Annotated in this window: 9 protein-coding genes; 6 read left to right on the forward strand and 3 right to left on the reverse strand. The window is 33.8% G+C overall.

What is annotated here, in order from left to right:
• Positions 1 to 111 precede the first annotated feature (111 nt).
• The gene (gene tyrS, locus GM921_RS01480; RefSeq protein ID WP_182920841.1) at positions 112 to 1398 is read left to right on the forward strand and encodes a tyrosine--tRNA ligase; all 1287 of its coding nucleotides are present in this window, start codon (positions 112 to 114) and stop codon (positions 1396 to 1398) included.
• Between the two features lie 54 nt (positions 1399 to 1452).
• Here tyrS and GM921_RS01485 read toward each other — a convergent pair whose 3' ends face one another.
• From GM921_RS01485 to GM921_RS01495, 3 genes are read right to left on the reverse strand one after another with little or no spacing between them, the layout of a single operon-like run.
• Positions 1453 to 2436 carry a LuxE/PaaK family acyltransferase gene (locus GM921_RS01485; protein ID WP_317170953.1) on the reverse strand — a complete coding sequence of 328 codons (984 nt, stop codon included), beginning with the start codon at positions 2434 to 2436 and terminating at the stop codon, positions 1453 to 1455.
• Between the two features lie 27 nt (positions 2437 to 2463).
• Positions 2464 to 2814 carry a hypothetical protein gene (locus GM921_RS01490; protein WP_182920842.1) on the reverse strand — a complete coding sequence of 117 codons (351 nt, stop codon included), beginning with the start codon at positions 2812 to 2814 and terminating at the stop codon, positions 2464 to 2466.
• Between the two features lie 3 nt (positions 2815 to 2817).
• Positions 2818 to 5250 carry a penicillin acylase family protein gene (locus GM921_RS01495; RefSeq protein ID WP_182920843.1) on the reverse strand — a complete coding sequence of 811 codons (2433 nt, stop codon included), beginning with the start codon at positions 5248 to 5250 and terminating at the stop codon, positions 2818 to 2820.
• Between the two features lie 190 nt (positions 5251 to 5440).
• Here GM921_RS01495 and GM921_RS01500 point away from each other — a divergent pair, with 190 nt between their 5' ends.
• The 5 genes from GM921_RS01500 (at position 5441) to GM921_RS01520 (ending at position 15140) form a co-directional block, all read left to right on the forward strand.
• The gene (locus GM921_RS01500) at positions 5441 to 8368 is read left to right on the forward strand and encodes a TonB-dependent receptor (RefSeq protein WP_182920844.1); all 2928 of its coding nucleotides are present in this window, start codon (positions 5441 to 5443) and stop codon (positions 8366 to 8368) included.
• 131 nt (positions 8369 to 8499) lie between these two features.
• On the forward strand, positions 8500 to 10341 hold the full coding sequence (locus tag GM921_RS01505; RefSeq protein ID WP_182920845.1) for a glycoside hydrolase family 13 protein: 1842 nt from the start codon (positions 8500 to 8502) through the stop codon (positions 10339 to 10341).
• Position 10342: 1 nt separating this feature from the next.
• Positions 10343 to 10993: a beta-phosphoglucomutase gene (pgmB, locus tag GM921_RS01510; RefSeq protein WP_182920846.1), complete on the forward strand. Its 651-nt coding sequence runs from the start codon at positions 10343 to 10345 to the stop codon at positions 10991 to 10993.
• 2 nt (positions 10994 to 10995) lie between these two features.
• Positions 10996 to 13320, forward strand: a complete 2325-nt coding sequence (locus tag GM921_RS01515; RefSeq protein WP_182920847.1) for a glycoside hydrolase family 65 protein — start codon at positions 10996 to 10998, stop codon at positions 13318 to 13320.
• The gene (locus GM921_RS01520; protein ID WP_235969758.1) at positions 13317 to 15140 is read left to right on the forward strand and encodes an alpha-amylase family glycosyl hydrolase; all 1824 of its coding nucleotides are present in this window, start codon (positions 13317 to 13319) and stop codon (positions 15138 to 15140) included. The genes GM921_RS01515 and GM921_RS01520 overlap by 4 nt, the downstream gene beginning before the upstream one ends.
• The last annotated feature ends 1 nt before the right edge of the window (position 15141 follow it).

A 15141-nucleotide genomic window follows, 5' to 3' on the forward strand; every position in this document is an offset into this window, starting at 1 on the left:
AACTATCTTTGCGAGCTAAAATAATTAATAAATGACATCCATCATCATCATATTGAATGTATTTAATGTGATGAGGATAGCTTGAATGCCATTGAAAATAAATAATAACTGATGAAAAACTTTGTTGATGAATTGCGTTGGAGAGGAATGTTGCATGATATCATGCCAAATACCGAGGATAAGCTGAATGAAGGTATGTGTGCTGGTTATATTGGCTTTGACCCGACCGCAGATTCTTTACACGTTGGACACTTAACTCAAATTATGACGTTAATCCATTTTCAAAGAGCTGGCCATAAACCTGTGGCTTTGGTAGGCGGTGCAACGGGTATGGTTGGAGACCCATCGGGTAAATCTGCTGAACGTAATTTGCTGACAACAGAGATACTAAATCACAATTTAGCACAGCTAGAAACACAATTAGGTCGTTTTTTGGATTTTGGAACCGGAGCTAATGCTGCTCAAATGGTAAACAATGCCGATTGGTTCAAAAACATGAACTTTTTAGATTTTATTCGTGATGTTGGTAAACACATTACGGTAAACTATATGATGGCAAAAGATAGCGTTAAAAAACGTTTGGAAGGTGAAACTGGTATGTCATTTACCGAATTTAGCTATCAATTAGTACAAGGGTATGATTTCTATTATTTATGGAAACATCATAATTGTGTAATTCAAATGGGTGGTTCTGATCAATGGGGAAATATTGTTACAGGAACAGAATTAATTAGAAGAAAAGATGCTGGAACTGCGTATGCAATTACTACTCAGTTAATTAAAAAAACCGATGGGACTAAGTTTGGTAAAACAGAAAGCGGTGCTATTTGGTTGGATGCTGAGAAAACTTCTCCATATAAATTTTATCAATTTTGGTTAAATTCTTCTGATGAGGATGTGAAAAAATGGATTAGAATTTTCACATTAAAAACTCAAGAAGAGATAGAAAAGTTAGAACAAGAACATGACGCTGCACCGCACCTGCGTATCTTACAAAAAGCGTTAGCTGAAGATATTACGGTCAGAACGCATTCGAAAGAGGCTTTAGAAACTGCTATTAAAACTTCAGAATTTTTATTTGGAAATGGAGCTTTAGAGTTTTTACAAACATTAGATTCAAAAAGTGTGTTAGAAATATTTGAAGGCGTTCCACAATTTACGATTTCAAAAACAGAACTTGCAAATGGAATTGATATTGCTACACTTTTAGCAGAGAAAACTACAGTTTTTCCATCAAAAGGAGAGGTTAAAAAAACTATTCAAGGTGGTGGATTAAGTGTAAATAAAACTAAAGTTACTGATGTTACAGCAACTTATTCAACAACAGATTTAATTAACGATCAATTTATTATTGTTCAAAAAGGAAAGAAGAATTATTTCTTGTTAATCGCAGGATAATTTAATTATAAGATACTAAAGCCCATGCTTAAAAGTATGGGCTTTTTTGTGGATTTACTGCACTAAAAGATTACAACCTCTAATATCTGCATTATCAAATCTGCCCAACACTTCAAAACTTCCATCTGAATGAAACTTTCCTAAATCTTGCGTAGCAATAAAGGAACAAGAATTGATATTTGCTAAATCGATTACATTAATACCTCCACTTTGTTTGTTTTGAACTAAACTTAACGGATCTGAGGTATCTCTCAATAAAATTTTCATCCAAGGCGGACAATTGAAAATTCCTTGACCATAAGAATAAGCTTGAGAAAGTAATTCTGTCATTCCGTATTCGCTATGAATGTGATTTACACCAAAACCTGCATATAAAACTTCATGCAATTCTTCACGAACCATTTCTTTACGTTTACCTTTCATTCCACCAGTTTCCATTACAATTAACTCAGGAAAATCAATTTTAAACTGTTCTACAAAATCTAATAATGCATAAGTTACGCCAATTAAAATAGTTTTTTGACCAGTTTTTTTTAAATCTAGTAGGGTGGTATAAAGTTGATCAAGGTTATGAAGGAAATATCCACTTTGTGGATGCTTGCTTTGTTTTAATAAATCGTCAACCATGTAAATTAAAGAAGAACCTTCTCGCTCTAAATAGGATGGAAGCAATGCTAAAATGCAAATCTCTTTTGGGCTACCGTAAAATTGTTCGAAAGCTTTGTTAAAACTTTGCTCGTAAATAGTTACATCGCTAACTAAATGTTTACTAGTAATTTGACCAGTAGTGCCAGAGCTACTAAAAACAATTTCGGGTTTTAATTTTGAGCTTAAAACTTCGTGAGTTTTAAAAAAACTAATAGGCAGGAAAGGAATTTTTCTATAATTATTTACGGAAGCTAAATCAATTTTTAGGTGATGAATGTAATCATGGTATACTTCGCAATTTTTTTCTTGATGCTGAAATATAGCTAAAGCCACTTCATTAAAAGCGATTTCATTATCAATAGAAAAAATTTGTTCAGGAGCTATATTCACTGCACAAAAATACGAAGAAATATAGATTTAGGCAGGCGTTTTTAAGCTAATTACTGCCTTTCTAAAATGGTGACCACAATAACCACTAATACCAGCCACTAAACCACCCAATAGAATGGTAATTAATAAAACTAAAGGCCAAAGTTTAACGCTTAACATTTCGGCAACTCGAGTGGCTAAAATATTATGATTTGGCAAACTTTTAAATAAAGCCATTCCTAACCAAAGTACAAAAATTGCTAAAAAAGGTTGCCAAAAAGAGATTTTTCCAGTTTTACCAATTAGACCACAGGTGGCGAAAGAGATGATGATAATTACCCACCAAGGCAAAACTAGTTGTAGTAAAAAAGAAGCTATAATGATGACTAAAAAAACCATATTTTATTTTTTTGAAATTTTGTAATGAGAAATTATTTTGCCCGATTTATCATCTGGAGATTGCATAAAGAATAAGTCGTACAATTTACCTTCAGCCCAAGTATCAATCATATTATCATAAAATGGACTACCTGGATTACCAGATTGACCGCCGGGATAAACGCCATGTCCTTTAGGTGTTTTACCCAATTCAATTACCATTCGCCACGATGGTCCGTTGCTTTCGCTTAGTGCATTAACAGTACTTTTTCCTCCACCAATTAACAGCTTTTTAGAACCAAAACCTGGTATTTTAGCTAAATGTGGCACATTGGTGTTTTTAACTTTTCCCCAATTCCAGTTTTTGCCGATAGCACCATATTTTCTTTCTAAACTATCACATGTAAATTTAAATGATTCATTCACTAAATCTTTTAAAGTTTCTTTTTGACTTGTTTTTACATTATCAAACCATTTAGAGTTTGGATCTTTTTGAATTAATTCTATCGTACGATCTCTTGATGGATAACGCATTGGAATGTTTGCAATAGTAAACTCATCATCCCAAATATCATAGTTTAAACGCTTGTTCCATAAATCGAAAATACTGGCAGCAACTTCTTTGGCTTCGAAAAATTTATTCCACTTTGTGGTGAGATGTAATGCTTCTTTTTGCGTTGCATTTAACTGTGTAGAATCAACCAATGGTAAAATATAAGGCAATAAATTTTCTGCAATTATGCTATACGAATCGCTCTGCAAATTTCGCATGCTATCAACATTTGCTTTAGTCATTGTAGTAAGCCTATCGTTAATTCTCTTTCCGCGTTCATAAGGCGAAAATTCCCAATTAATGTAATAAGGATAAGTTGTATCTGTAGAAGATTGATTAGCAGAGCTCACAAAATTACGAGGTGGGTTTTTAACTGTCGGATTTTGCGATGCAGGAATCCATCCATGCCAATCATTTCCAGGATCAGAACCATCCAATATAAATTTACCTTGATCTTTCCATTTCAATGGGAATTTACCATTTGGCGTAATTGCGATATCATTATCAGCACTGGCAAAAACAAAATTTTGTGCTGGCGCTGTATAAAAAGTTAGTGCTTTTCTATAATCAGTATAATTTTTACCTCTATTTAAATAATAGAAAGTCATTAATTCGTTCGATTTATCATGCGCAATCCATCGTAAAGCATTTCCTACAGGAACATTACTTGCCTTGCTATAATTAGGTTTTTGAAAATAGACTACAGGACCTTGATGCGTATAATAAACGGTATCGATTTCGTCTGCTGAACCTCTAATTTTAATTTTTTCTAATCGCTGACTGGTATTTTTCCATTCGTTATTGTACCAATAATTTTTATGCGTGTTGTCTTTAAATTTAATTTGATAAAAATCCAGCACATCTGCAGCAACATTGGTTACACCCCAAGCTATATTTTGGTTAAATCCAATAATAATTCCGGGAGCACCAGGTAAAGAAACCCCATAAGAATTTAAACCAGGTGCATGTAATTGAATTTGATACCAAATAGAGGGTAATGTTAAATCTAAGTGTGGATCATTTGCTAATATCGGATATCCTGAAGCTGTTTTTGCGCCAGAAACTGCCCAATTGTTACTACCAATTCCTTCAATTTTTTGCTTTGTTTGTACATTGCCAGTCAACATTTCTGTATATCCTTTTGGTATTGGCGGAATTGGAAGTGGTGTAAAATCCCATTTTGTGCCTACCGGGATAATAGGGTCTTCTTTAAAAGGATAATCTGGAAAAAGATCTTTAGTAATTTCTGGCCCAAACTTTTTAAGGATGTTGGTCATGTAAAATTCATCAGAACCCATAGCCAAAACCGCAGACATTTGTTTAAGTAATAAAGCACATTTGATTGGTGTCCAATCTTCTGGTTTAAAATCCAATAACTTATACTCTAACGGTAAATTTGCCCTAGATAATGAATGGATATAATCATTAATTCCGGCTGTATAAGCCAAAATCATTTCTTTTGCTTTTGGATCTTCCATCATTCCTTTTAGCGAATTTTCGGCGCCATATACCATACCCATTCTACGCTGATATCGATCTACCTCAATGGCCTTTTTTCCAACAACTTCAGAAATTCTACCTGCAGCAAATCTAGTTTGAAAATCCATTTGCCAAAGGCGATGCATGGCTGTTACATAGCCTTGTGCATAATACACATCATGATCGTTTTGTGCAAAAACATGGGGTATCATTCTATCATCAAAAAGAATATCAATCTTATCATACGCACCTTTAAGAGCGATTTTCTTGTTAGCAGTAATCATATTACTCTCGGCATTTTGCCAAAAACCGGTAAACGGATTTAAAAATTTAAGTATTGGCGGGGTATCTCCAAACTTAGTATTTAACATATAAGCTAATAAAATAGGTGTTATAATGCAGATGAGGGCTTTTGCTCTATTCATTAGGGTAATTTAAGTTATTTGGTTGATTCTGTTTTAATTGCCGAAACATACTTCTGCAATTTACTATAAAATTAAATTCAATTATAATCAAATTAGATTTTGCTATATAAATTTTATGCAGAATAGAATTTGTTAGTAACAAAATTTGTATTAAGTTTATAGTAAATAAACAAATATAAACTACTTAAGTATGAAGAAAATTTTTACAAAAGTCATTTTTATGCTTTTGATGTTGCTCACAACTGGAGTTGTAGCACATGCTCAAAGCATTGTGGTTAGCGGTACCGTTACCGATAAGCTAACTAAAGAGCCTATTCCTGGCGTAAGCGTAACCGTAAAAGGGAAAACCATTGGGTCATCTACAGATTTAAAAGGTCAATTCTCTTTTAGCACAACAGAAAAGGCACCTTTTACGTTAATGGTTTCTTATATAGGCTTTACAACTGTAGAAAGAGAAGTTAGTGGTAACACAGCTAATTTAACATTCGAACTAGAAAGTGGTACTATCTTAGGACAAGAAGTAGTTGTTTCTGCATCAAGAACACCGGAGCGTATTTTAGAATCTCCTGTTTCTATAGAGCGTATTAGTTCTGCTGCTTTAAAAGAACTTCCTGCGCCATCATTTTATGATGCTTTAAACAACCTAAAAGGTGTAGAAATGAGCACTCAAAGTATGACTTTTAGATCAGTTAATACACGTGGTTTTAATGCTAATGGTAACGTTCGTTTTAATCAATATATTGATGGAATGGATAATCAAGCTCCAGGTTTAAATTTTTCAGTAGGTAATATTGTAGGTTTAACAGAGTTAGATGTTGATAATGTAGAGTTGTTGCCAGGTGCGGCATCTGCGTTATATGGTGCTGGTGGTATTAATGGTACGTTATTAATGACATCAAAAAATCCTTACCAATACCAAGGAGCTAGTTTCCAATACAAAACTGGTATTAACCATGTTAGTGACGACAAAACAAGTCAAGGCGTACAAGAATTTAAAGAATTAAATGTTCGTTTAGCAAAATCATGGAATAATAAATTTGGATTTAAAACCTCATTTGGCTTTTTACAAGCTAAAGATTGGGCTGCTACAGATACAAGAAACTTTGATAGAACTGCTCGTCAGTTGAAAAGTGGAGATAGAAACAGTGACCCAAACTATGATGGTATAAATGTGTATGGCGATGAGATTAGTCAGAATATGGTAAATGTTGCTCAAAGTGTAAATGCAGCTAATATTGCAGGTATTAATACAGCAACAGCTGGAGCAATACCTAACATCCAAACACAATTGAATGGTATTTTTAACTTATTAAGTGTTCCAGCAAATGGGCTTCCTACCGCAGCACAGCAAGCCACAGCTTTAGGTTTTTTACCAGCAGCTTTAAGACCTACTGTTCAAGCCTACTTACCATTTTATATAGGATTAAGAAGTATGCAGCCAGGTCAACCTGTACAGTTACTAAGTAATCAATTTGTATCAAGAACTGGTTATAATGAAACTGATTTGGTAGATTATGATACTAAATCTTTAAAAACATCAACTTCATTACACTATAAATTTAATAATACTGTTGAGGCAATTGCTCAAGCTAATTGGGGTACTGGTACATCAGTTTATACTGGTACAGACCGTTATTCATTAAGAAACTTTAAAATTGGCCAGTATAAATTAGAACTAAAAGGACAAGATTTCTTTTTAAGAGGATATACAACTCAAGAACGTTCTGGGGAAGCTTATAATGCTACTATCTTAGGTACATTTATCAATGAAGCTTGGAAACCATCTACTACTTGGTTCCCTCAATATATTGGAAATTATATTGGTGCAAGAGGTGCTGGTCAGTCTGATGCAGCTGCACAAGCATTTGCAAGATCACAAGCAGATATTGGTCGTTTAATACCTGGTTCAGCTGGTTATGAAACTGCTAAAAGCACAATCGCATCTAAAACTATTGGTCCAGCAAATGGAGCTAAGTTTAACGATAAAACCAATTTATATCATTACGAAGGTATGTACAACTTCTCTAACGCATTTAATAATGTAGTAGAGTTAATCGTTGGCGCATCTTATCGTGATTACTTCTTACATTCTGATGGTACAATATTCGATGATGCTAATCGTGATATTGTAATTAATGAATATGGAGCTTACGCACAGTTAGGTAAGAAATTTGGTGACAAATTTAAAATGACTGTTGCTGGTCGTTATGATAAAAGCAAAAACTTTGAAGGTAGACTTACTCCTCGTATAACGGGTGTATGGACAGTTGCTCCTAACAATAATATTAGAGCATCATTCCAAACAGGTTACCGTAACCCAACTACGCAAGATCAGTATATTGATTTAGCTGTAGGTGGTGGTTCTACTCGCTTAATTGGTGGTTTACCAGAGTCAATTAATAAATACAATTTAAACACAAATAAAGGTGTTACTTCTGCAAGCTATAAAGCATTCTTAGCTTCAGCTGCTGCTGGTGCTCCAAACCCTGCATTATTACAACAATATACTTTTGATGCTGGCGGACTTCGTCCAGAAAGTGTTAAATCTTTTGAGGTAGGTTACAAAGGCTTAGCTACTAGAAGTTTATTAATTGATGCTTATGCTTATTATAATATCTATGAAGACTTTATTGGTGGTGTAGAATTGTATCAAAACCCTACTACAGCTGCTGTTAAATTTAGTGTTCCTGTAAATATTGCAACAAAAGTTAAATCTTATGGTGCTGCTTTTGGCTTAGATTATCAAGTTGGCAAGTTTAATTTTAATGGAAATACTTCTTATAATAAATTGAGTGATATTCCTGCAGGTTTCGATAACAACTTTAACACTCCAGAATGGAGATTTAACGCTGGTGTTGGTAGCAAAGAAATCGTTAAAAACTTTGGTTTCAATGTTCAATATCGTTGGCAAGATGAGTTCTATTGGAATTCTACTTTTGCTACTGGAACAGTTCCAGCATACTCAACATTTGATGCACAGGTTAACCTAAAAATACCTTCGGTTAAATCTGTAGTTAAATTAGGAGGTTCAAATGTTTTAAATAAATACTATAGCACTTCATTTGGTAACCCAGAAGTTGGTGCACTTTATTATTTATCATTCACATTTAATCCATAATAGATTTTATATTTGATTAAAAAGCTTCCCGATTTTCGGGGAGCTTTTTTGTTTATGATTATATTTTAAAAAATCTTTGCGTTTTAACTTAAAAATTAACACTTTCGTTAGTTATATCAACCAAATATAAAATGATCAAGAAATTAATTTTCTTAACGGTGCTCTTATCGACCCAATTTCAGCTACTAAAAGCTCAAATGCCTAAGCTCGAAAGAATTGAACCTATGAATTGGTGGGTGGGCTTTAAAGATCAGTCACTTCAATTATTGGTACGAGGAAATCGCATTGCTGATAAAACAGTTACGCTCTATTATCCTGGAGTGAAGCTCGTAAGTGTTCAAAAAGTAGAAAACCCTAATTATCTATTTGTAAACTTAAAAATTTCTTCAGCTACAAAATCGGGAACGTTCCCAATTTCATTTACTAAAAAAGGAGAAAAGGTAATTAAGTATACTTATGAGTTAAAATCTAGAACAAACCATACTGAAGGTGTAACCAATAAAGACCTTATTTATTTAATTATGCCAGATCGTTTTTCAAATGGCGATATAAGTAATGACAAAATAAGCGGGATGAAAGATATGACATTGAATCGCGATTCGATGTATTATAGGCATGGTGGAGATATTCAAGGAATTATTAACAATTTACCATATCTGCAAGAACTCGGTGTAACTACACTTTGGCTAAATCCAGTATTAGAAAACGATGAGTACAAAACATCCTACCATGGTTATGCCAACACAGAAAATTACCAAATAGATCGTCGTTTTGGGACGAATGCACTGTATAAAAAACTAGTAGATGAATGCCACAAACGTGGGATGAAAATGATTAAAGACTTGGTGCATAATCATATTGGCGATCAGCATTTTTTGTTTCTAGATCCGCCAGCAAAAGATTGGTTTCATCAATGGCCAAAATATACGGGCACAACCTATAAAGACCAGGTTTTATTTGATCCGTATGCTGCCAATTCTGATAAAAAATTGATGTCTGATGGCTGGTTTGATCATCACATGCCCGATGTAAATCAACAAAATCCGTTAGTAAAAAAATACATTATGCAAAGCCATATTTGGTGGATAGAATATGCCGGATTGGATGGATTTAGATTAGATACATATGCCTATAATGATTTGAAATTTATGGCAGAATGGGCAAAAGCAATTACTAGAGAATTTCCAAAGTTTACTTATTTTGGAGAAACTTGGGTTCATGGAACTGCAAATCAAGTTTTTTTTACTGAAGGAAGTACGGTTAATCAACACTTTGATACTGGACTACAAGGCGTAACAGATTTTCAAACTTATTTCGCTATAAATGAAACATTAAACGGAAAATTTGGTTGGACAGAAGGTGTAAATAAATTATATACCGTTTTGGCAAGCGATTATCAATATAAAGACCCAACCAGAAATGTATTGTTTTTGGATAATCATGATACAGATCGGTTTTTATCTAAAGTTGGCGAAGATTTCGATAAATATAAATCGGGTATTATCTTATTGCTTTCACTCCGTGGAATTCCAGAAATGTATTATGGCACAGAGATTTTGATGAAAAATCTTGCAAATCCAGATGGTAAAGTACGTGATGATTTCCCGGGAGGATGGACAGGAGATAAAACAAATAAATTTATCACCTCTGGTAGGAATGAAAAGGAGAATGAAGCATTTAATTTTGTTAAAAAACTAGCCAATTACCGTAAAAATAATTCTGTTTTACAAACAGGTAAGTTAATGCAATATGTGCCAGAAAATGGTATTTATGTGTACTTCAGGTATACTAATGAAAAAACAGTAATGGTGGTAATGAATACAAATGAGCAAGCTGAAGTATTAGAAACAAGTCGTTTTTCAGAAAGAATTGGTAAATATCAAACCTTGTTGAATATCATAACGGACCAGAAAATACCAATTGATAACATAAAATTGCCAGCTAAAACATCATATATCTTTGAATTACAATAATATGTCTAACCTAAAAGCGTGTATTTTTGATCTTGACGGCGTTATAGTTGATACGGCAGTGTATCATTATAAAGCATGGAGAAGATTAGCCAATCAAATCGGATTTGATTTTACCGAAGAACAAAATGAAGAACTGAAGGGCATTAGCAGAATAGAGTCGTTGAAAATTATATTAAATTGGGGTGGAGTAAGCAAATCGGAAGAAGAAATGCAGGAATTGGCGACCTTAAAAAATACATGGTACGTTGATATGATTACTAAAATGACACCTAATGAAATTTTGCCAGGTGCAAAAGAATTTTTGGAGTCGGTAAGGGAAAATAACTATTTAACGGCATTGGGTTCGGCTAGTAAAAATTCGGAAACTATACTAAATCAAATTGGCTTAATGTATCTATTTGATGCCTTGGTAGATGGAAATAAAGTAACCAAATCAAAACCAAATCCTGAGGTTTTTTTAGTTGGGGCGCAAGAATTAGGCGTTAAGCCAGAAGAATGCGTTGTTTTTGAAGATGCGATTGCAGGCGTTGAAGCTGCGAAAAGAGGAAATATGAAAACGGTAGGTATTGGTAAAGCCGATGTATTAACCGAAGCAGATATAGTGGTAGCGGGATTATTTGAAATGACTATTGAAAAATTGGAGAGTTTATAAGAATGAAGAATTATATCAAATATAACGAGTGGCAGATTATTGAAGAGGGATTTGATCCGCATTTGAACAAAATCTCTGAAAGTATATTTAGCCTAGGTAATGGCAGAATGGGCCAACGAGCCAATTTTGAAGAGCAATATACTGGAGAAACTTTGCAAGGCAATTATGTGGCTGGTGTTTATTATCCTGATAAAACTCGCGTAGGATGGTGGAAAAATGGGTATCCTGAATATTTTGCCAAAGTATTAAATGCAACTAATTGGATTGGAATTAATATTGTTGTTAACGATGAAGTTCTCGATTTAAATACCTGTAAAGTTTTAGATTTTAGTCGTGTGCTAGATATGCAATTGGGTACATTAACTAGAAGATTTAGTGTGGAACTAAAAAACGGGAACGTTCTCGATGTAGAAACAATTCGTTTTTGTAGTTTAGTTGATGATGAAGCTGGAGCAATTAAATACACGATTACTCCGCATAATTTTGATGGAAAAATTTCGATTGAATCTAGTTTAGATGGAGATGTAAAAAACCAAGATTCAAACTATGATGAGAAATTTTGGACTGAAATAAGCGCTAAGCAACAAGATGATTTTGCATTGCTAACTATGGAAACCAAAAAAACAGCTTTTTGGGTAAGTTCTGGTATATACACGGCAATTCATCAAGATGGTATAGCGTTAAATGTAAAACCTAAATTTTCTACTAAAGAAAAGTATGTAGCACAGCAATTTACGGTTGATGTTAAAAAAGATCAAGCAACTACAATTTATAAATATGCAGTTAATCTTTCATCAGAAAATCACGATAAAACTGAACTAGAAAATGCTGCTGTTGAAGTTTTAAAAACAGTTGTTGCCAAAGGATTTGATCAAATGCTTAAGGAACAAGCAGCTGCTTGGACTACTAAATGGCAAAATGGCGATGTAATAATTGAAGGCGATGTTGCAGCACAACAAGCAATTCGTTTTAATATTTTTCAACTGCACCAAACCTATACAGGTGAAGATGCTCGCTTAAATATTGGTCCAAAAGGATTTACTGGTGAAAAATACGGAGGTTCAACTTATTGGGATACAGAAGCGTATTGTTTGCCTTTTTACTTGGCAACTGCACCTCAACAAGTCTCAGAAAACCTATTAATTTATCGTTACAATCATTTAGAAAAAGCAATTGAAAATGCAGAAAAATTAGGTTTTAAAGATGGGGCTGCATTATATCCAATGGTTACTATAAATGGCGAAGAATGCCATAATGAATGGGAAATTACCTTTGAAGAAATTCATAGAAATGGCGCCATTGCTTTTGCAATTTTTAATTATATCCGTTACACGGGAGAGCAAAAATATTTAGCAGAATACGGTTTAGAAGTATTAATTGGTATTGCTCGTTTTTGGGCACAACGCATTAATTGGAGCATCGAAAAAGAGAAATATGTAATGCTCGGCATAACTGGCCCGAATGAGTATGAAAATAACGTGAATAACAATTGGTATACGAGCACAATTGCAACATGGTGTTTAAAATATACAATCGAAGCAATTGATTTAGTAAAAGCCGATAATCCTCAAGAACTAAATCAAATTTTAGCCAAAACAAAGTTTGATACAGTTAAAGAAATCACCCATTGGCAAGATATTATTACTAAAATGTTTTATCCTGAAGATGAAAAACTAGGAATTTTCTTGCAACAAGATGGATATTTAGATAAAGAACAAGTTTTAGTTAAGGATTTACCAGCAGTTGATCGGCCATTAAACCAAAAATGGAGTTGGGATAGAATTTTAAGATCATGCTTTATTAAACAAGCTGATGTTTTACAAGGAATTTACTTTTTTGAGGAAGATTACGATATAGAAACCATTCGCAGAAATTATGATTTTTATGAGCCACGAACTGTTCATGAAAGTTCATTATCGCCCTGCGTACACGCAATTATTGCCGCAAAACTTGGCGATTTAGATAGGGCTTATGAATTTTATTTGCGTACATCTCGTTTAGATTTAGACGATTACAATAACGATACAGAAGATGGCTTGCACATTACTTCAATGGCTGGAACGTGGTTAAGCGTGGTTGAGGGTTTTGGCGGAATGCGCATTAAAAATAATCAATTACATCTTCATCCAGTATTACCAAAAAAATGGAAATCTTATGCGTTTAAAATTGGTTTCAGACAAGCGATAATTACAGTTAAAGTAGATGAGCAAAAAGTGAGTTTAAAAAATGAAAGCGAGAAAGCTTTAACTTTAAACATTTTTGGCGAAGATCACACTTTGCAAGCTAATGGAGTTTTAGAATTGAACTCACAAATCATAGCTCATTGAAAAACGGTATCAAAATAGCGGTATTAATGGTCATTATTTGTGGCTTATCTGCTTGCGGACGAAAAAATAATTTGCAAATGTTAGATCCAAATCAAACAACCAAAGAGAAAATCGAAAATAAAAAGTTGGTGATTTATCAAGCACTTGTCCGTTATTTCGGCAATAAAAATACCACCAACAAATATTACGGTTCACTAGAAGAAAACGGGAGCGGAAAGTTCAATGATATTAATGAGAAGGCATTATCTGAGTTAAAAAAGTTGGGTGTAAATTATGTTTGGTACACGGGTGTAATTGAACATGCAACGATGACAGATTATACGTCGGCTGGAATTAAGGTTGATGATCCAGATATTGTGAAAGGAAGGGCGGGTTCACCGTATGCGATTAAAGATTATTACGATGTTGATCCTGATTTAGCGATTGATGTTAAAAATCGCATGGTCGAATATGAAGACTTGATAAAACGTACGCACAATCAGGGATTAAAAGTACTAATGGATTTTATTCCAAATCACGTGGCCAGAACTTATCATTCTGATGCTAAACCAGCAAACGTAATTGATTTAGGTGCTAATGATGATGTAAGCAAAAGCTTCGATCCCAACAATGATTTCTATTATATTCCAAACGAAAAATTTGTTGTTCCATCGGGTTATAATCCAGGGGGAAATGAATATCATAGTCCTTTAAAAGATGGAAAATTCGAAGAAAATCCTGCTGAGGCAACAGGAAATAATGTGTTTAGCAATGCTCCAAAATTAGATGATTGGTTCGAAACCATTAAATTAAACTATGGTTTTGATGTTCAAAATAACAATACAAAACATTTTGTGCCACAACCTCCTGTATGGGGAAAGATGCGAGATATTTTGGCTTTTTGGGCATCAAAAGGAGTGGATGGCTTTAGATGTGATGTAGCAGAAATGGTGCCTGTAGAATTTTGGCATTGGGTAATTACAGATTTGAAAAAGAAATATCCAAACTTAATTTTCATTGGCGAAGCATACGATAGAAATCAATACAAAGACTTTTTAGTGAACGGAAAATTCGATTTCCTATACGATAAAGTTGGGTTATACGATGGATTAAAACGTTTAATAACCGATGACAATAAAGCGACGGTAAAAGACATCAGTTTTGTTTGGCAAAAAGAAAGTAATGGGTTTTCTCAGCACATGTTACGGTTTTTAGAAAACCACGATGAAGCTCGAATTGCTTCGAATGCATTTGCTGGAAATGCATGGTATGGCGTACCAGGAATGGTAATTACTGCAACATTATCTTCAGGCCCAGTTATGATTTACAATGGACAAGAAGTTGGCGAACCTGCACATGGTATAGAAGGTTTTGGCGGAGAGGATGGTAGAACTTCCATTTTTGATTATTGGGGAACACCGCAACACCAAAAATGGATGAATAATGGCGCATTTGATGGTGGTAAATTAAATAATGACGAGAAAAAGCTTCGCCTGTTTTATAGCAAATTACTTAATCTAGCTATCACAAACGAAGCAATTTCTAGTGGTAATTTTTATGAGCTTTTGCAAGCAAATAAAACTTCAACGGGTTTTAACAATAAAATCTACGCATATTTAAGGTATACTGAAAACAAACGAGTTTTAGTAGTAGCAAATTTCAATAGAAATGAAGTTAAGTTAACTATGAATTTGCCAAAAGATGTAATAGAAGCATTTAATTTAAAAGACAAAACTACTTTTACAGATTTACTATCAGGTACTAAATTTAAAACTGAAAATATAACTAACGGATTGAATATTACAATGGCTGCTACGAGTGCTGTCATTTTAGAGTTTTAAG

It is taken from the genome of Pedobacter planticolens (assembly GCF_014172375.1).
Lineage (GTDB): Bacteria > Bacteroidota > Bacteroidia > Sphingobacteriales > Sphingobacteriaceae > Pedobacter > Pedobacter planticolens.